Source organism: Parafannyhessea umbonata (genome assembly GCF_900111255.1).
In the GTDB taxonomy this organism is placed as follows: Bacteria; Actinomycetota; Coriobacteriia; order Coriobacteriales; family Atopobiaceae; genus Olsenella_J; species Olsenella_J umbonata_A.
The window spans coordinates 179887-198226 of record NZ_FOGP01000002.1 but is presented as its reverse complement, the minus strand read 5'-3'; the positions used below and the strand labels follow the sequence as shown (position 1 = coordinate 198226).

Below are 18340 nucleotides of genomic sequence, written 5' to 3'. Positions count from 1 at the left end.
CCAAACGGTCCGACAATAACTCAGGACCCGCCGCGATCGACTTCGCGACGGGTCCGTTCGTGTCTCTTGCACTGCTCTCCCAGGCTAGTGTGGAAGCGCGAAGAAGGAGACGATCAAAACGATGATCACGATGGCAACGGCGGCCACGCCGATGAAGAGGAAGCGCTGGGCGCGCGTGGACTCACGCAGCTGTCGCTCCTCGGCGGCGAGGGCGTCGACCTCGCGCTGGCGCTTCTCGAGCTCGACCTTCCCGGTGGCTATTGCGTCCTGAAGGTTCTTGGTCACCTCGGGGGTGGAGTGGATGTCGTCTGCCTCGTCGACGAGGGCCTGGGCGTCAAAGACCACCTGGGCCTGCTCGGCGCGCTCCGTCTGCCGGGCATCGATGTCCTTCTCGACTTCGGCGATCCGGGCCTCGATCTCCTTCTGCCCGCCCATGGCCTTGTTGTAGAGGCTCTCGTACTCCTCGCGACGGCCATCGGCCTCGCGCTTGGCGTCGTCGGCAGCGCGCTCTGCGGTCTCGAGGGACTGCTTTTGCGTCCAGAGGTGCGTCTGGGCGTTGTCCACGAGCTGCTGGCACTCGGCGGTCACGCGGCCGACGTCCTCGCGTGCCGCGTCCAGGTGTGCGCGCTCGGCGACGAGCTCGCTCTGCATCTTCGAGAGTGCGTTGGGAGACGCGGTGCTCGATCCCTTGAGAGAGTTAAGGTCGCTCTCCACCTTGCGCAGACGATCCTGTGCGTTGTCCACGGCGCGGTTCGCGGCGGCGATGCGCTGCTCGCGGCGCTTGGCCGTGTCTGCCACCTGTTGGTCTGCGGTCTTGACCGCGCGACGAATCTCCGCGAGCGCTCGGGCGGCGTCATCGGAGCGGCCCTTGGTGGACTCCATGAGTTCGCGATAGGGGCGGATTGCCGCCTCGTCGTCGGCCTTCTTCTGCGCGAGCGTGGCGTCGAGCTCGGACTTCTTGGTCTCGAGCTCCTCGATGGCAGCCTCTGCGCGGGCGATGCCCTCGTTGCCCTTCTGGATTACGGCCTTCTGCTCGGCAAGGATTTTGTCGTAGTTCCTGTCAACGTCAAGTCGGTGGGCAAGGGTTTCCTTGCTCTTATCGAGCTCCTTCTTGAGCTGCTTTGCCTGCGCACGGGCGTCCGAATGCTGCTTTGCGGCGGCACGAACCGCCGCGACGGCGTCCAAGCCGCTCTTGAGCGAGTCAAGTGCCCCCGTCTGCATGCGTCTGGGCGTGGTCGTGCCGTCCTTTGCTGAGATGACCGGCAGGGCCTCAAGTTCCTCTACGTTCTCTTCCTGGGCAGTCGCAATCTCCTCGGGGGTCGCGAAGTCCTCGTCCACGAGGGGCTCGCTGCTCTCTTGGCTATCGCTCATGCTGATTCCTCCTGAGGATGCGTATATGCCGCGATGATGCTGCAAAAACCTACAGTCTACCTTGTCCATTTTGCCCCAAAGGAAGGACCCTCTGGCAACAATCCATATATGTTCGGTGAGATGCTTCTCATAAAAATGGTGGCTTTGGCTCAATTTCCTCGATTGTTTGTTAGAATGGCACCACAATGCATGTGGCGAGGGGGTTACCCCCTAGTTAAATCAAAGGAGTGCACCATGGTTTCGAAGCAAGTGACCATCGTCAGCGCAACCGGTCTTCACGCTCGTCCGGCTTCCCAGTTCGTTCAGGTTGCCAAGGAGTACCAGTCCGCTGTCACCATCAAGGACGTCGACAAGGGCACCGCTCCCGTCAACGCCAAGTCGATTATGATGATCCTTGCTGCCGGCCTCGGCACCGGTTCCAAGGTCGAGATTTCCTGTGACGGTCCCGATGAGCAGGACGCCCTCAACGCTCTCCTCACCATCCAGGACGGCGACGCCAACCTCTTCTCCGAGTAGGCCATTTGGCACCTCACTCTCAAGAAGTGACTTCGCAAGCCCGATGCCCCGACGGCATCGGGCTTGTTTTGCTTGACCTCGACGGAACCGTCCTGCGCGGCTCGTCGATGGTCTCGCGACCCGTGCGGGATGCACTTCTCCGCTGCCACAACGCAGGAATCGCCTTGGCCGTTTCGAGCGGACGGCCCTATCGCATGGTGCCGCGCGTCATTCGCAGGCTCGGAGCGATGGACTACTACGTCTGCACCAATGGGTCGGCCGTGAGCGACGGCAGTGGGCGCAGGATCTTCTCGCAAGGCATGACCCCCGAGCTCGCGCTCAAGATCATGGGGCTCGTCGCCCATCTGCAACCGGGCTGGAACGCCTTCGTGAACGACCGCGGCTACGCCGAGTTCCGCAACCACAGCTACATGCTTGGCGCGATCTCCTCGGGAGACATGCGCTCTTCGGGTGTGTCTCTCATGGTGTTCCTGCGGTTCGTGCTCTCCGGCCTTACGGGGACGGGCTTCAGGGACGTGCTCTCCATCCGCCGCGTGGTGTCGCGCGCTAAGCGCGTGGACAAGCTCGGCTGCTCGTTCTCCTCGTCAGGGCGGGCCGACGAGGCACAACGAATTCTGCTGGAGTCGGGCCTCGCCGAGGTCGCCCGCATGAATGCCCGCGAGCTCGAGATCACGACGTCCGGCGTCGACAAGGGAAGCGGCGCGGCTTGGCTGGGCCGTCACCTTGGGGTGGGGAAGGAACGCATGGTCGCTTTCGGCGACGGTGCCAACGACCTTCCCCTTACCTCGGCGATCGGGTGCTTCGTCGCCATGGGAAACGCGGACAAGCAGGTCAAGGCTCAGGCTGACGACGTCTGTCCCGCCGTGTCCGACGACGGCGTCGCCCAATGGCTCAACGCATGGCTTGACGAGCACGACCTCTAGCCCCGCCCACAACCACCGCGCCCCCTTGTGCCGGCGCGCCTTGCAGTCAGGAGTACGAAAGATGAGCGAGTACAAGAACCCCCGCGACCTGTGGTTCACCTACGACATAGTTGCAGAAGACCCGACCACGCATGCGCGTGCCGGCGTGCTCCACACGCCGCACGGCGACGTCCCCACGCCCATCTTCATGCCCGTCGGGACCAAGGCAACGGTCAAGGGCATCCTTCCCAGACAGCTCGAGGAGCTCGGGACCAAGATCCTTCTGGCCAACACCTACCACCTTGCCAACAGGCCGGGTGCCGACCTTGTCGCCGAGATGGGCGGCCTTCACGACTTCATGCAGTGGCACGGTCCCATCCTGACTGACTCCGGCGGGTTCCAGGTGTTCAGCCACGGCGACTTCACGAAGCTCACCGACGACGGCGTCACCTTCAGGACCGTCGACTACGACGGGACCTACGTTCACTGGACGCCCGAGACCAACATGGACATCGCCCAGAAGCTCGGCGCCGACATCGTCATGCAGCTCGACCAGTGCCCGGGCTACCCCTCGCCTCGCTCATTTGTGGAGCGTGCGGTCGACCTGTCGAGCATGTGGGCCGAGCGCTGCTGCAAGGCCCACACCCGAGAGGACCAGGCGCTCTTCGGCATCGTCCAGGGCGGCATGCACCTTGACCTTCGCCTGCGCTCGCTCGAGAGGCTCGAGAGCATGGGCGACTTCCCGGGCTACGGCATCGGCGGCTACTCCGTGGGAGAAGACCACGAGACCATGTTCGAGACTCTTGCGCCGCTGGCGAGCGAGTACATGCCCGAGGGCAAGCCGCGCTACCTCATGGGGGTCGGCAACCCCACGACTCTGGTGCGTGGCGTGTCCTGCGGAGTCGACATGTTCGACTGCGTGCTTCCCACCAGGACCGCGCGCATGGGAACGGCCTTCTCGAGCGAGGGGCGCCTTAACTTCAAGAATGCCTGCCACAAGCGCGATCACCGCCCCATCGACCCCGAGTGCGGCTGCCCCGTCTGCACCGGCGGCTACACGCGCGCCTACATCCACCACCTCGTCAAGCAGAGGGAGATGGTCGGTTCCATACTCCTCTCGCTGCACAACGTCTACTACCTTCTCGACCTCATGCGCCGTGCCCGTCAGGCGATCATCGAGGGACGCTACGGAGCCTTCTTGAGCGACTGGATGGGCTCGCCGGCCGCAGGTGACTACTAGGGTGCGCCGGCGGGCTTGCGCTATGCGTGGGACGTAGGACCAATGATGAGCCACGTTCGGCCTGTGTGTGCTGGTAGGCGGCATTTTATGTCCGCAAAGTGTTCTATAATGTGCCCTTGATTATCAGCCGGAGCCCCTGGCTCCCCATACAGAAGGTGCATACATGGCACGAGACAAACGGTCCTCGGAGCCCAAGAGCGGCCTCGCAAGCTGGAGTGCCACTGAGGGTTCGTCCGCGGACGCATCGAAGCGTCCCAAGAAGTCGAGTTTCAAGAATGGTGGGAAGCGAACTGGCGGCTCCCGCCTGAACCCCACGGCCCGCAGGTGGGCGGCCACGCTGGTCATCCTTGTGGTTACCTGTGCGGTCTGCGTCTTCGGCTTCACTCCCATCGGCCAGAAGATCACGCAGGGCCTGGACATCCAGGGTGGCGTGTCGGTCATCATGAAGGCTAGCAAGACCGACGGTTCCCAGCCGACCGGTGAGGACATGGCGACGGCCACGGCTATCGTCCAGAACCGCGTCAACTCCCTCGGCGCCTCCGAGACCACGGTCCAGCAGCAGGGAACCGACTCCATCTTGATTCAGATTCCCGGCGCGACCAATGCGGACCAGGCCATCCAGACCATCGGCCAGACTGGTCTGCTCGAGTTCGTCCGCCTGGACGAGATCGGCGACGCCGATGCGCTTGCCAAGATTTCTGCGGGCACCACTGACGTAAAGTTGAAGGAGGGAACTTACACCTCCTTCATGGACGGCTCGCATATCTCTCGCGTCACCGTCTCGCAGGCGAGCAACTCTGCGACTGGCGCCTATTCCGTCAACGTCACCCTCGATGACGAGGGGTCCAAGATCTTCGCCGACGTCACCAAGGAGCTCGCTCCTACCAAGGGCCAGATCGCAATCGTCCTCGACGGCGTCGTGAGCTCCGCTCCCTCCGTCCAGTCCGAGATTACGGGCGGCGAGGTTTCGATCACGGGCAACTTTACGCTCGAGAAGGCCCAGAGCCTCAAGACCGTCCTCGACTCCGGCTCGCTTCCGGTTACCCTCACGTACTCCGAGAGTCGCGTTGTCGGACCAACCCTGGGACAGGACTCGCTTAACCAGGGCGTCTTCGCCATCGCCATCGGCGTTGCCATCGTTGTCGTGTTCCTTTTCTTCTTCTATCGCGGCCTCGGCCTGCTCACCATGGGCTCCCTGGCAGTGTTCGGCATCCTGTACCTCGGGCTGCTTGCCTTGCTGTCCCACTTCGGCGCGTTCGCGCTCACCCTTCCGGGGCTTGCCGGCGTCGTTTTGACTACGGGCTCCGCCGCTGACTCGTCGATCCTTGTTCTCGAGAGGTTCCGCGAGGAGATCCGCATGGGTCGCTCGGTCAAGAACGCGTCGGTCTCCGGCGCTCGCCATGGCATTACGACGTCGCTTGACGCCGACGCGGTGCAGCTGGTGACGGCCCTCGCGCTCTTTTTCGTCGCCGTCGGTTCGGTCAAGGGCTTTGGCCTCACGCTGGCCCTCGGCATCGTGTGCGACGTCGTTACCATGTTCTGCTTCAAGGCGCCGGCCCTTCGCCTGCTGGCCCTTGGTCCCATTTCCCGCCACCCCATGTTCTGGGGCGTCGACCAGGATCTGAAGGAGGCCGAGGCTGTCGCAAGCGAGCGTGCCGTGAAGGGAGGTGTCGCCCATGCGTAGCCACTTCGCTCATGAGATTCCCTTTATGAAGCACAGGAGGAAGCTTCTCTCCGTATCCGCGACCCTGGTCATTCTTGCCATCGTTGGACTCCTTACGCGTGGCCTCGTGTTTGGCATCGAGTTTCAGGGCGGCACCGAGATCGACTTCACCGATACCGGCTCTGTGACCATCGAGCAGATGCGCGATGCGCTCGTTGCGACTGGCGAGAGTGATCCCACCGTCCAGACCACCGTGAGCGACGGAGCCAACGGCTTCCTCGTCCGCACGACGACGACTGACCCCACCACGTCCAACCAGCACGCTCAGGCCGCCGCCGAGTCCCTCGGGCTGAACGAGGACCACTACACCGTGACCACCATCGGTCCGGACTGGGGCGCCGACGTCACGCGTTCTTCGGCTACGGCCTTTGGCGTCGCCATCCTGCTCATCATCGCGTACGTGTCCATTCGCTATGAGTTCAAGATGTCCATCACGGCGGTCATCGCCCTTCTCCACGACCTCATCGTCACGCTTGGCGTGTATGCCTGGTCCCAGACCGCGATCACCCCTAACGTCGTCGCGGCGCTCCTGACCATCATGGGCTACTCACTCTACGACACCGTCGTTGAGTTCAACCGCACCGACGAGAACGCCAAGAACCTCAAGGACGGCGTCCACCACACGTACTACGAAATTTGCAACTTCTCAATCAACGAGGTAATCGTTCGTACCATCAATACCACCATCACCACGGTGGTGCCCGTCATCTGCATGCTCTTGCTCGGTGGCGCAACCCTCAAGGACTTCGCTTTCGCCATGCTCGTCGGCGAGCTCCTTGGTTCCTACTCGAGCTTCGCCGTCGCCAGTCCGCTCCTCGCCATCTGGAAGACTCGCGAGAAGAAGTGGGCTCGCCTGGAGGAAAAGTACGCCCCCAAGGCGCCCAAGCCGGTCGCGGCCGGAAAGGGCGCTGAGTAGGATTGACGGGAATTGAAACAAGCAGGCGCTGGGAGCTGCTTCCGCAGGATCCCGAGGCGGAGAAGGTCCTCCAGCGCGAGTGCGGGGTTTCGGCCATCGTGGCGAGGACGATGGCCGCCCGTGGCATCACGTCCGTGGACGAGGCCCGCAGGTTCCTGACCCCCTCTCTCGAGAGGGACTGGGCCGACCCCTTGGTGATACCGGGCATGGGCGAGGCCTGCGATCGCGTCGAGAGTGCGCTTGACCAGGGACAGCGTATCGCGGTCTTCGGCGACTTTGACGTGGACGGCATGTCTGCGACCTGCCTTCTCACGCTTGCCCTGCGCGAGCTGGGCGGCGATGTCTACCCCTTCATACCGCATCGCTTCGGTGAGGGCTACGGCCTTTCGCTCGAGGCGCTCTCGCGCGTCATCGAGGGTTGCGACCCCGAGCTGATCATCACCGTCGACAACGGTATCGCCGCGAGGGGCGAGGTTGCGTGGCTTCGCGGGCACGGCATAGACGTCGTGGTGACCGACCACCACGAGCCAGCCGAGCTCGTCCCCGAAGGCGTGCCGGTAACCGATCCCAAACTCGAGCCCGGCTGCGTCTCGAGGGAGCTCGCAGGCGCTGGCGTCGCGCTCAAGATGGTCCACGAGCTGGGCCGAAGGAAGGGCAGACCCGAACTGTGGCGCGACTACACCGAGGTCGCCACGCTCGGAACCGTCTCTGACATGATGCTTCTGACGGGGGAGAACCGCGCCCTGGTGTGCGACGGCATTGCCAGCATGCGACACACCAGAAGGCCCGGCCTGCTCGCGCTCGCCGCCACGGCGGGTGTCGACATATCGTCCATAAGTGCAGACGAGCTTCCCTTCTCCCTCGTCCCCAGGCTAAACGCCGCGGGCAGGATGGGTTCCACGGACACGGCGTTTGACCTTCTCATCGCCGATGACCATGCCCAGGCCGCCATACTTGCGGCCAGCCTTGAGGAGACGAACCACGAGCGTCGTGATACCGAGTCGGCGCTGACCGATGCAGCTATGGAGCAGGTGCAGCGGATCTATGACGGCAGCCGCGTGATCGTCGTCGCGGGAGAGGGCTGGCACGAGGGCGTCAAGGGCATCGTCGCGAGCCGCATCACCAACCGCTACCACGTGCCGTCCATCGTCTTTTCCGTAAAGGACGGCGTCGCGCGCGGCTCGGGCAGGTCCGTGGGCTCCGTCGACCTCTTCAGGGCCGTCGAGCAATGCTCCGACCTCTTGGTCCGCTTCGGTGGACACTCGGGTGCCGTTGGCGTAACCTGCGAGGCCGATAAGCTCGACGAGTTCAGGCGTCGCCTGGGCGCGGTCATGGCACAGCTTCCTGCCGAGGATTTCGAGGACTGCGGCGAGGTCACGGCTGTGGTCGGCTTGGATGAGATGACGGTTGCGGGCATCGACTCGCTCGAGGTCCTCCAGCCGTTTGGTCAGGGCAACAAGAAGCCCCTCTTCGCGGTCTGCGGCGTGACCATGCGCAACCGCGCGAGCGTCGGCGCCAACGGCAACCACTTCAGGTTCGTGGCAACAGATGGCTTCAGCAGCGTCCCGGCCATCATGTTCCGCGCGCCGGACATCGAGCGTGCCGTTGGCTGCGAGAGCGTCGTCGACGTCGTGTTTGAGCCGGTCAGCGAGACCTGGCAGGGAAAGACCAAGCCGAAGCTCATGGTGAAGGACATCATCTACCGCGACGAGGACCGCGTGACGTCCGTCCCTGCCAGCGAGGGGGAGAAGAGCCCTGCCACGCTCGCCGACGAGCTCTTCGACCGCGCCGAGTCAATCATCTCGCGCGACGCCTACGCCGACATCGCGCAGGCCGACCGCTTCATGACAAAGGTCGTCGGGGTTAGCTTCGAGGGCCGTCAGGCGGTCGTGGAGTCGCTCTCCGAGGGAGATGAGCTCGGCGTCGAGCGTGATGCGGACAACGAGGCGGACCCCAACGCTGTGCGCGTCTGCGCGTCCGGAGCGCAGATTGGCTATCTGCGCAGGCAGATTGCCGCGTCACTCGCTCCCGCCATGGATGCCGGAGTCGCATACCAGGCAAGGGTCGTCGAGGTCACCGGCGGCGAGGGCGACAAGCGCTCGCTTGGCGTGAACATCGAGGTGACCAAGGTGTCGGGCGAGCCCGAAGAGGATTCGCCCGAGAGCGTCGCGAACAGGGAACGCGAGCGCCTCTCGCACATGAGCCTCTCTGAGCTTACCGACGAGCTGCGCGGCCAGATGATTGGTGAGCACTCGCTGCTTCCCGCGCAACAGGCGGCCGTCGACCGACTTGCGCGGGGCAGGTCGACGCTCTGCGTCATGGCGACGGGCAGGGGCAAGTCCCTCGTCTTTCACATTCATGCGGCCCGCGAGGCCATACTCAAGCACCGTGCGAGCGTGTTCGTGTACCCGCTGCGCGCCCTCGTCTCGGATCAGGCCTTCCACCTCTCCGAATCGTTCGGCAAGCTTGGCATGAGTGTGCGCGTGCTTACCGGCGAGACCTCCCAGCAGGACAGGGACGACATCTTCCGAGAGCTCTCCGAGGGAGGGGTGGACGTCCTTCTCACCACGCCTGAGTTCCTCAGCATCCACGTGGACCGCTTCGCCCAGTCGGGCCGCATCTCGTTCCTCGTGGTCGACGAGGCCCATCACGCCGGCGGTGCAAAGGGCGGCAACAGGAGCGCCTACCTCTCGCTGCCTCAGGTCCTGACGACTCTGGGCAATCCCGTCGCGCTTGCGGTCACGGCAACTGCCGAGGACGCCGTCGCGCACGAGATCTGCAACTTGCTCTCCATCGACGAGGATGACGTGGTCGTTGACGCGAGCGTTCGAGAAAACCTTCGCGTGCGCGACTACCGCGAGCTCCGCGACCGCGAGGCCGCGCTCGTCTCCGTCGTCGCACATGGCATGAAGACCGTCGTCTACGTCAATTCGCGCGAGCAGTCGGTCTCGCTCGCGCGCATGCTCAGGCGCAACATTCCCGAGCTGGCGCACAGGATCGCCTTCTATAACGCGGGGCTCACTCGCACGGAGCGCTCTCGCGTCGAGGAGGCGTTCCGAAGCGGCGAGCTGATCTGCATTGTCAGCACGAGCGCCTTCGGCGAGGGCGTCAACCTTCCCGACATCAGGAACGTCATGCTCTACCACATGCCCTTCGGGTCGGTGGAGTTCAACCAGATGAGCGGGCGCGCCGGTCGAGACGGTGGCCTTGCCGACGTCTACCTCCTGTTCGGTGCGCGCGACGCGCGCATCAACGAGAGGATCATCGGCGCCTCGGCCCCTGATCGCAGCGACCTCGTGTGCCTCTACCGCTGCCTGCGCTCCCTTTCCGACGAGGCGCGCGAGGCCGACGGGTCGGACTCGTTCGGTATGTCCAACGCCGACATCGCCCGGCGTGCCGTCTTGGCGAACCCGCGCTGCTCGCTTGACGACCACTCGGTCTCTTGCGGCGTCTCGGTCTTCGGCGAGCTGGGTTTCCTGCGGACCTCGGGCTACGGCAGCGCCAGGCGCATTCATATGGTGGACGCGCCCGGCCGCATGAGGCTGGAGGATTCAATCCGCTATCTTGAGGGTATGCGTTCCAGAAATGAGTTTTCCGAATTCCGTGATTGGGTACTCTCCTGTAGTGGGGAGGAACTCCTCGATAGGATCAACAAGCCCATCACGCCTGCCTTTGGCGTATTGGTGAGCTAAGGAGGATGTTATGAGCGAGTCAGCAACGGAGAAGGGCCCTTCTCGACGACGTTGCATTCCGCAGGCCGACAACTGGCGCGTGCTTCAGGTCGCCTGCTCTGAATACTTGGACGGGGAGTCGGTCCAGAAGGTCGTGGACGCCTATGAGTTCGCGGCCAACTGCCATCGTGACCAGAAGAGGCGTTCGGGCGAGCCGTACATCAACCATCCCGTGGAGGTCGCGTTCATTCTGGCAAAGGACCTGCACATGGATGCGGACCCCATCTGCGCCGCCCTTCTCCACGATACGGTCGAGGATACCGACGCGACGCTCGATGACCTGACCGATCGCTTTGGTGCCACCGTGTCAGAGCTCGTCGACGGCGTCACAAAGCTGACGTCCATCGAGGTCAACTCAATGGACGAGAAGCAGGCTCTCAACCTCAGGAAGATGTTCCTGGCGATGTCGAAGGATATCCGCGTCGTCATCATCAAGCTTGCTGACCGTCTGCACAACATGAGGACGCTCGCGGCACTTCCCGCAGAGCGCCGCAAGTTCAAGGCTCGCGAGACCATGGACGTCTACGCGCCGCTTGCCGACCGACTGGGCATCAGCTCGATCAAGTGGGAGCTCGAGGACCTGGCTTTCTTCTATCTCGAGCCTGACGAGTACGAGAGGATCGCCCGCATGGTGCAAGACTCTCGTGCGCAGCGCGAGCGGAACACCTCCGAGGCCATCAAGATAATCGACAACGAGCTCAAGCGCGTGGGACTCTCGGGCTACCAGATCACCGGCCGCCCGAAGCACCTCTGGTCCATCTATCAGAAGATGACAAGAAAGGGCAAGGAGTTCTCTGACATCTACGACCTGATTGCCCTTCGCGTTCTTACCGGCACGGTCGGCGACTGCTACTCGACGCTGGGTGCCGTCCACGCGCTCTGGCACCCGCTGCCCGGACGCTTCAAGGACTACATCGCCATGCCGAAGCCCAATGGCTACCAGTCGCTCCATACGACGGTCATTGGCTCCGACGCACGTCCCATCGAGATCCAGATCCGCACGTACGACATGCACGAACAGGCCGAATATGGTATCGCCGCCCACTGGCTCTACAAGAAGGCCGGCAACTCGAGCGGCAACATGTCGGCCGACGACAGGGACATCGACAGCCAGATCAACTGGATCAGGCGAAGCCTGGACTGGGCGACTGACGACGAGATGGGCGATCCGCACGAGTACCTCAACAGCCTGCGCGTCGACTTGTTCGAGGACGAGATCTTCGTGTTCACGCCCAAGGGAGAAGTGATGAGCCTCAGGCGAGACTCGACACCTCTCGACTTCGCGTACGCGGTTCACACCGAGGTGGGCAACCACTGCGTCGGTGCCAAGGTCAACGGTGCCGTTGCCCCCCTGACCAACAGGCTCCAAAGTGGCGACCGCGTTGAGATTCTGACGAACAAAAACGCCAAGCCCAGCCGCGACTGGCTGAACATTGTCGCGACGCCCTCGGCAAAGGCGAAGATTCGCAAGTACTTCACCGCGGTCTCCAAGAGCGACGATGCCGAGCAGGGCAGGAGCGACGTCGCTCACGAGCTCAGGAAGCGCGGCTACGGCATCTCCACGCAGCGTACTACCAAGGCGCTCGACGAGGTAATGCACCAGCTCGACTACGTTCGCGTCGACGACCTGTTCGCCGCGGTCGGCACGAACAAGATCTCGGCCAAGCAGGTGGCCAACAAGGTCGAGGCCGAGCTCGAGAAGAACTCTCCCGAGCGCATCGCCGCCCGCGAGCGCGCGGCCGCCAAGGCCGCCGAGCACGAGCGTGCCATGAGCGAGGACATGCCCCTGGTCAGCAACGCGAGGAAGATCGCTTCCGGCAAGCGCCGCCGCAACAACTGCGGCGTCGTGGTCAAGGGTGATCCGGACCTTCTGGTTCACCTCGCGCACTGCTGCAACCCGGTGGCCGGAGACGACATCGTTGGATTTATCACACGTGGCCGAGGTGTCTCGGTCCATCGAGCCAACTGCCCCAACTGCAAGGGGCTCATGGCACATCCAGAGCGCATGATCGCCGTCGAGTGGGACACGACCGGCGCGACGGAGTTTCAGGTCGAGATCGTCGTCGAGGCGACGGACCGCATGGGCCTGCTGAAGGACGTTACCATTGCGATTGGAGACGCTGGCGCCAACATCCTCTCGGCGGCCACGCAAACCTCCTCCATGGGTATGGCGCGCCTCCGCTTCCTCGTGGCCATTTCCGATGCTTCGTTGCTTGGCACCTTGCTTGCGACCGTCAGTCGTGTACCATCCGTCTACGATGCTCGCCGAATCATGCCTGGCGAGGGCGCAAACCAGATGAAGAGGAGGGCCAAGTAAATGGCTGAAGAGATCGAGGGCTGCTGCGGCGGCCACCACCACGACGAGGGCCACGAGGGCTGCTGCGGCGGCCACCACCACGACGAGGGCCACGAGGGCTGCTGCGGCGGCCACCACCACGACGAGGGCCACGAGTGCTGCGGCGGCCATGGAGGCTGCTGCCACGGACACGGTGACCAGATTGCGATGTTTGTCGTAGGTCCGATTGAGACCAACTGCTATGCTTACGTGTCACAGGACGAGTGCATGGTCGTCGACGCCGGCAATTCCGGCGCGGCCATCGCCGAGCACCTTCCCGAGGGCATTCGCCTGAAGTACATTGTCGCCACGCACGGCCATGGCGACCACGTGGGCGGCGTCAAGGCCCTGCGTGAAGCTATGGGCGGAACGTGGTGCATCAACGCGCGTGATGCCGAACTTGCGCAGCACGCGGGGGAGCCGAGTGAGCAGGGGCGCTCCTACGACGACAACGCTCCCGAACCCGACATGACGCTCTCTGAGGGTGACGTGCTCGAGGTGGGCACGGCAAGGTTTCGCGTGATCGAGGCTCCTGGACATACGCCCGGCGGCGTCGTCCTCCTGGGCGAGGAGACCGCCGAGCACGTCTGCTTCGTAGGTGACACCCTGTTCCAGGGTTCGTGTGGAAGGACTGACCTTGCCGGTGGCGACTCGGAGGCTCTCAAGGCGACCCTCGAGCGTCTCAAGCGTGAGATTCCCGCGCAGACCAACCTTTTCTGCGGCCACGGTGAGCTGACCACGATGGAAGACGAGCTCCAGAGCAACGCTTACCTCAAGTAGTTGGCTTGGAATCTGCTATAGTCTTCGAAGCGGGCCTTGGCCTGCGTTTTGCCTGAGTGGTGGAATTGGCAGACACGACAGACTCAAAATCTGTTGTCGGCAACGGCGTGTGGGTTCGAGTCCCACCTCAGGCACCAGAGATATCAGGGGAGGGGGCCAATGGACCCCTCTCTTTTTATTCGGCCGTGTCTGAAAAATGTGAATCGCTAGAAATACCTCGCATCGGGCTTGCGTCTTCGCTCTGGCGGTGTACCATATCCAAAGTACGATTTGAAAGCGGGATTTCATCCCCACCTAAACGGCGCCATCAGGTAGCTGTCTGGTCAGACAATTTTTCTCGCCCGCTCGGGTGCCTGTCTCCTGGATGCTACTGTGCCGGGGGATATTTTTTATGCGGCCCTGCCGCATCGTGAAGGGAAGGTGTCCAAGATAGCCAAGAACGAGGGTCCTCGCATCAACGGCGCAATCACGTCGCGCACCTGCCGACTGATTGGTGTTGATGGTTCACAGCTTGGTCTGTTCGGTGTTCGCGATGCCCAGCGCATCGCCGACGAGCAGAACCTTGACCTTGTCGAGATTGCTCCCAATGCCGAGCCTCCCGTGTGCAAGGTAATGGATTATCGCAAGTTCAAGTACGAGCAGGATCGCAAGGCCAAGGCCGCTCGCAAGAAGCAGGTCAGGGTCGAGGTCAAAGAGATGAAGTTCAGACCCAAGATTGACGTGGGCGACTATACGACCAAGAAGAACCACGTCATGCGTTTCCTCAAGAAGGGCGCTCGCGTAAAGGTCACGATCATGTTCCGTGGCCGCGAGATGGCTCATCCTGAGCAGGGTCTTAACGTCCTCGAAAGGCTTGCTGAAGACCTGCGGCCTTATGCCACGGTCGAGCAGCAGCCCAAGATGGAAGGTCGTAACATGCACATGCTCGTTGCCCCGATTAAGGGTGCCTTCGACGAGAAGGCAGATGAGGGCGACGCCGAGAGTGAGAAGGAGAACTAGCATGCCCAAGATGAAGACGCACAAGGGTTCGGCAAAGCGTTTCCGCCGCACCGGCACTGGCAAGATTATGCGTGCCAAGGCTTTCAAGAGCCACATTCTGACCAAGAAGTCCCAGAAGCGCATTCGCGGTTTCCGCAAGGAGGCCGTCCTCACCAAGGGTGACGCACAGGTTGTCTCCCAGCGCATGGGTTCCAAGAACTAGGCGCGCCGCGTCATTTCGTTTGCATTTTTCCAAGGAGTTGATTAGATATGGCACGTGTTAAGCGCGCAGTCGCCGGCCGTAAGAAGCGTCAGACGCTCGTCGAGCGCACCAAGGGTTACTACGGCACTTCCTCCCGCACCTTCCGCGGCATGAAGGAGCAGGCCCAGCACTCTGGTCAGTATCAGTACCGTGATCGTCGCAACAAGAAGCGTGACATCCGCGCACTCTGGATTCAGCGCATCAACGCTGCGGCTCGCATCAACGACCTCTCTTACAGCAAGTTCATGCACGGCCTGAAGCTTGCTGGCGTTGAGCTTGACCGCAAGGTTCTCGCTCAGCTCGCCTATGAGGACGAGGCTGCTTTCGCCGATCTCGCCGCAGTAGCCAAGAAGGCTCTCGACGCCGAGTAGTCTTTGGCCTAAGGCTTTGGCTACATGGGACCCGCCACAAGTGGCAGGTCCCATTTCTTTTGCGCTTGAATGGCATGCCTTTCCCATGGCCCTTGTACCACCGGGGTCCTGATTCGTGGAACTCGCCGTCTTTCGGCGCTTTCAAGGCTCAACGCCTATTCGGCGAGGTGTTCTTTGCGTCTGAACAACTTGCGGTTGATGCTCTCTTCGTCCGCCCGATCGTTCATGGCCGCTTCTCGTCGCGCTGACGATGGGGGCGCTTAATGGCGTCGGGCGGACGGCTGCCCTTCCTGCGACGTACCAGTATCTCCAAAAGAATGCGCCCCTCCTCCCTTAGTCAGGGCAGAAGGGCGCGTTGCGTGCCGTTGGTTGCTGCAGTGGGCCGACCAGGAGACTAGGATCCCAAGTGGTGCATGTGGCGCTTCTCCTCCTCTTCGAGGAGCTTCTCTTCCTCCTGCTTGAACTCGGGGTCCTGAGGCGATACCAGCTCATCGTCTCCTGTCTCAGGGTTCATGTGGTGCAAAAGGACCGGGCGGAACAGGTGGAGCTTCATCGCGATGACGGCTGAAGCCACAAAGAGCGACGTGAATATCACGATGCGAGGAATGACGCTTACCTGAGTCATTACGAAAGTCCCCAGGCAGAGAAGTGCCGACCATCCGTACATTAGAAGTACGGCCTGGCGCTGGTCGAAACCCTCGTCGATGAGCCTGTGGTGAATGTGGCCGCGGTCGGCCTGCCCAATGCTGACGTGGGCGCGCTTGCGTCTCACGATGGCGGAGAACGTATCGATAATGGGTATGCCGGCGATGACGAGGGGGACGATAATCGTCGTGAGGCCCGCGACGCGCGTGACCGAAAGGAGCGATACGATGCCGAGCGTGTAGCCGAGGAGCAGCGAGCCGGAGTCGCCGAGGAAGATGGACGCTGGGTGGAAGTTGTACCTGAGGAAGCCAAGGGTCGCCCCGACGAGCGCGATGGAGAGCGACGCGGCGTCCATGCGGTGCGCCATGACGGAGAGCACGAACATCGTGAAGCCCGAGATGCAGGCGATTCCGGAGGCGAGTCCGTCGAGACCGTCGATGAGATTGAAGATGTTTACGTACGCCACCAGGTAAAGAACGGTGATGGGATAGGCGAGTGGTCCCAGCTGCAACGCGCCCTCGGTGAATGGGTTGACGATGACACCGATCACCACGCCACTCGCAACGGCAATGGATGCTGCGACGACCTGTCCGAAGAACTTCTGGAGCGGCGTGAGCTGAAACACGTCGTCAAGCGCGCCGGTGACGAATATTGCGAAGAAGCCCAGGGCGACCATCTGGTAGTTGAGGGAGTGGAAGTGGGGCGCGGGGGAGAGGATCACGGGCCAGCCAAGATGCATGGTGCCGACGTACTGGACGACGAAGGCTGCGATGATGCCCAGGAAGACCGCTATGCCACCCATTCGGGGGATTGCAGTCTTGTTGATGCGGCGCTTGCCTGGGCGATCCACGGCGCCGAGCTGCCAGGCGATCCTGTGGGCGACGGGAGTCATCATGAGCGACATGATGAGCGCTGCTAGAAAGAGGCAAAGGTAGGGAACCCATGGTGAAGGCTGCATCGGCATGCTTTCGGGAGCCCTCCAAACATGAAAGTAGGTCTACATGACGTTTCAATAGTACTCGATGAGACCCCGCTGCTAAACGAGCCGGAGGTGGCTACGAAAAAAGAGCGCGGCAGCGCCGCGCACATCTTCTAATGTTGCCCATTTGATGCCATAAGTCAAGACTGGCATCTGCGGGAGAGTTCGATATAGTTTGAGGTGTCGTCCCCCTGCGGAAACAATTGGGTGAACCGACAAGCGTTTTGAGGGAGCCCATATATCGTCCCCATTACAGGCATCCTCCGTTGATGAGGAAGCTGGAAAAGGCGACGCGGGCACCCACCTTATGGAGGTGGGTTCATTTCGCAACCGCAGGGGGCGACTTTTTCTTACATAACGTGAGCCCAAAATTCTTGTTGACATTGTTCAGACTAATTGCAAAAATGCTTCTTGCGCGTTTTCTTGGGGATGTAGCTCAGTTGGGAGAGCGCTGCCTTCGCAAGGCAGAGGCCGAGGGTTCGAATCCCTTCATCTCCACCATTTAAACCGTCGCCCGGGTGCCTAGCATTCGGGCTTTTTTATTAGAGGCGATTGTGTGACCTATCCCGAGTACGATTCATGCGAGCTCTGTCCCAGACGCTGCCACGCCAGGCGCAACGAGGGCAAAGCGGGATTCTGCGGTGCGACCTCGACACTGAGGGTCGCTCGCAGCGCCCTTCACTTTTGGGAGGAGCCGCCAATCTCCGGCGAGGCCGGAAGCGGTGCGATCTTCTTTACGGGATGCCCTCTGAGGTGCGTCTTCTGCCAGAACCACGAGATTTCGCAGGAAGGCTTCGGCCTCGAGGTCTCTACCGCCCGCCTCGCACAGATGATGATCGAGCTGCAGGAGCAAGGCGCCCTTAACATCAACCTGGTGACGCCCCTGCACTTCGCCCCGCACATCAGGGAGGCGCTGTCTCTTGCGCGTGCGGCGGGGCTCTGCCTTCCCATCGTGTGCAATACCTCTGGATACGAGACTGTCGAGTCGGTGCGTGCGATGGCCGACCTCGTCGACATCTGGCTTACGGATTGGAAGTACGAGGATCCCAAGGTCGCGGGGTCGCTTTCTGCCGTGAAGGACTATCCACAGGTCGCCGCGGGCGCGCTTGCCGAGATGCTGGCATCGCTTCGTCGCGCGGGAGGGCGAAAGGTCGACGACGAGGGCGTCATGCGGCATGGAATCATTGTGAGGCATCTCGTCCTGCCGGGCCATGTGAGCGACTCCCTGCGCGTTCTCGACCACGTGTGGCAGATCTGTGGAAACGAGTGCGACCTTTCCGTCATGAATCAGTACACGCCCAACGAGCGCTGCCGTAAGGCGGGCGGCAACCTTGCGCGCGCCCTGAGCAACGTCGAGTACGAAATGGTCCTCGACCACGCCGATGACCTTGGCTTTGAAAACCTCTGGTGGCAGCAGGGCGGAACGGTGTCCGAGAGCTTCGTCCCCGGCTTCGACGCGACCGGCGTCGAAGGTCCCGAGGTCTCGGTTGGGCGACCGTAGCCGAGCGCTTGCCTCCGTCGCATCGAAATGGCGCGTTTTGACATATAGTTAGGACGCAAAACCAGCGGGATGACCCGCCTTCGATTGGAG

Annotated in this window: 14 protein-coding genes and 2 tRNA genes; 14 read left to right on the top strand and 2 right to left on the bottom strand. The window is 62.3% G+C overall.

All coding sequences use genetic code 11. The features are described 5' to 3' along the window. Positions 1-84: 84 nt before the first annotated feature. Positions 85-1371 (bottom strand): hypothetical protein, encoded by a 1287-nt coding sequence (locus BMY31_RS03620; protein ID WP_078686907.1) that lies wholly within the window; start codon positions 1369-1371, stop codon positions 85-87. Between the two features lie 234 nt (positions 1372-1605). On the opposite strand from BMY31_RS03620, the gene BMY31_RS03615 reads away from it, so the two are divergent. The 12 genes from BMY31_RS03615 to rplT all read left to right on the top strand — a co-directional run bounded on the left by BMY31_RS03615 (position 1606) and on the right by rplT (position 15125). Next, the gene (locus BMY31_RS03615) at positions 1606-1887 is read left to right on the top strand and encodes an HPr family phosphocarrier protein (RefSeq protein ID WP_078686906.1); all 282 of its coding nucleotides are present in this window, start codon (positions 1606-1608) and stop codon (positions 1885-1887) included. Positions 1888-1955: 68 nt separating this feature from the next. Further along, a complete protein-coding gene (locus BMY31_RS03610) occupies positions 1956-2810 on the top strand; it encodes an HAD family hydrolase (RefSeq protein WP_091008356.1) in 855 nt (284 codons plus the stop codon). A 61-nt stretch (positions 2811-2871) separates the two neighbouring features. Then, positions 2872-4029 carry a tRNA guanosine(34) transglycosylase Tgt gene (tgt, locus tag BMY31_RS03605; RefSeq protein WP_078686904.1) on the top strand — a complete coding sequence of 386 codons (1158 nt, stop codon included), beginning with the start codon at positions 2872-2874 and terminating at the stop codon, positions 4027-4029. Between the two features lie 163 nt (positions 4030-4192). Then, positions 4193-5713: a protein translocase subunit SecD gene (gene secD, locus BMY31_RS03600; protein WP_078686903.1), complete on the top strand. Its 1521-nt coding sequence runs from the start codon at positions 4193-4195 to the stop codon at positions 5711-5713. After that, positions 5706-6668 (top strand): protein translocase subunit SecF, encoded by a 963-nt coding sequence (secF, locus tag BMY31_RS03595; RefSeq protein ID WP_078686902.1) that lies wholly within the window; start codon positions 5706-5708, stop codon positions 6666-6668. Before secD ends, secF begins: the two co-directional genes overlap by 8 nt. Before the next feature lie 2 nt (positions 6669-6670). Further along, on the top strand, positions 6671-10360 hold the full coding sequence (gene recJ / locus BMY31_RS03590) for a single-stranded-DNA-specific exonuclease RecJ (protein WP_091008353.1): 3690 nt from the start codon (positions 6671-6673) through the stop codon (positions 10358-10360). A 10-nt stretch (positions 10361-10370) separates the two neighbouring features. Further along, a complete protein-coding gene (locus tag BMY31_RS03585; protein WP_078686900.1) occupies positions 10371-12716 on the top strand; it encodes a RelA/SpoT family protein in 2346 nt (781 codons plus the stop codon). Beyond that, on the top strand, positions 12717-13514 hold the full coding sequence (locus BMY31_RS03580; protein ID WP_091008350.1) for an MBL fold metallo-hydrolase: 798 nt from the start codon (positions 12717-12719) through the stop codon (positions 13512-13514). A gap of 50 nt (positions 13515-13564) precedes the next feature. Beyond that, a tRNA-Leu gene (locus BMY31_RS03575) sits at positions 13565-13651 on the top strand. A gap of 283 nt (positions 13652-13934) precedes the next feature. Then, complete coding sequence (infC, locus tag BMY31_RS03570; protein ID WP_180363901.1) at positions 13935-14513, top strand: translation initiation factor IF-3; 579 nt, start codon at positions 13935-13937, stop codon at positions 14511-14513. A 1-nt stretch (position 14514) separates the two neighbouring features. Next, positions 14515-14715 (top strand): 50S ribosomal protein L35, encoded by a 201-nt coding sequence (gene rpmI, locus BMY31_RS03565; protein WP_078686897.1) that lies wholly within the window; start codon positions 14515-14517, stop codon positions 14713-14715. A 47-nt stretch (positions 14716-14762) separates the two neighbouring features. Next, the gene (rplT, locus tag BMY31_RS03560) at positions 14763-15125 is read left to right on the top strand and encodes a 50S ribosomal protein L20 (RefSeq protein WP_078686896.1); all 363 of its coding nucleotides are present in this window, start codon (positions 14763-14765) and stop codon (positions 15123-15125) included. Between the two features lie 394 nt (positions 15126-15519). Here the strand turns inward: rplT and BMY31_RS03555 are convergent, their stop codons facing one another. Next, positions 15520-16728 carry an MraY family glycosyltransferase gene (locus BMY31_RS03555; RefSeq protein WP_091008348.1) on the bottom strand — a complete coding sequence of 403 codons (1209 nt, stop codon included), beginning with the start codon at positions 16726-16728 and terminating at the stop codon, positions 15520-15522. Between the two features lie 446 nt (positions 16729-17174). Between BMY31_RS03555 and BMY31_RS03550 the strand changes: the two genes are divergently transcribed. Further along, positions 17175-17250, top strand: a tRNA-Ala gene (locus tag BMY31_RS03550). Between the two features lie 55 nt (positions 17251-17305). Further along, positions 17306-18250, top strand: coding sequence for a radical SAM protein (locus BMY31_RS03545; protein WP_234970662.1), 945 nt, complete (start codon positions 17306-17308; stop codon positions 18248-18250). Positions 18251-18340: the final 90 nt, after the last annotated feature.

Bases quoted from the DNA above. Each gene is read 5' to 3' on its own strand.
- secF (WP_078686902.1), top strand. From the start codon at position 5,706: ATGCGTAGCCACTTCGCTCATGAGATTCCCTTTATGAAGCACAGGAGG.
- secD (WP_078686903.1), top strand. From the start codon at position 4,193: ATGGCACGAGACAAACGGTCCTCGGAGCCCAAGAGCGGCCTCGCAAGC.
- BMY31_RS03620 (WP_078686907.1), bottom strand. From the start codon at position 1,371: ATGAGCGATAGCCAAGAGAGCAGCGAGCCCCTCGTGGACGAGGACTTC.
- BMY31_RS03615 (WP_078686906.1), top strand. From the start codon at position 1,606: ATGGTTTCGAAGCAAGTGACCATCGTCAGCGCAACCGGTCTTCACGCT.
- BMY31_RS03555 (WP_091008348.1), bottom strand. From the start codon at position 16,728: ATGCAGCCTTCACCATGGGTTCCCTACCTTTGCCTCTTTCTAGCAGCG.
- BMY31_RS03585 (WP_078686900.1), top strand. From the start codon at position 10,371: ATGAGCGAGTCAGCAACGGAGAAGGGCCCTTCTCGACGACGTTGCATT.
- BMY31_RS03580 (WP_091008350.1), top strand. From the start codon at position 12,717: ATGGCTGAAGAGATCGAGGGCTGCTGCGGCGGCCACCACCACGACGAG.
- rpmI (WP_078686897.1), top strand. From the start codon at position 14,515: ATGCCCAAGATGAAGACGCACAAGGGTTCGGCAAAGCGTTTCCGCCGC.
- rplT (WP_078686896.1), top strand. From the start codon at position 14,763: ATGGCACGTGTTAAGCGCGCAGTCGCCGGCCGTAAGAAGCGTCAGACG.
- tgt (WP_078686904.1), top strand. From the start codon at position 2,872: ATGAGCGAGTACAAGAACCCCCGCGACCTGTGGTTCACCTACGACATA.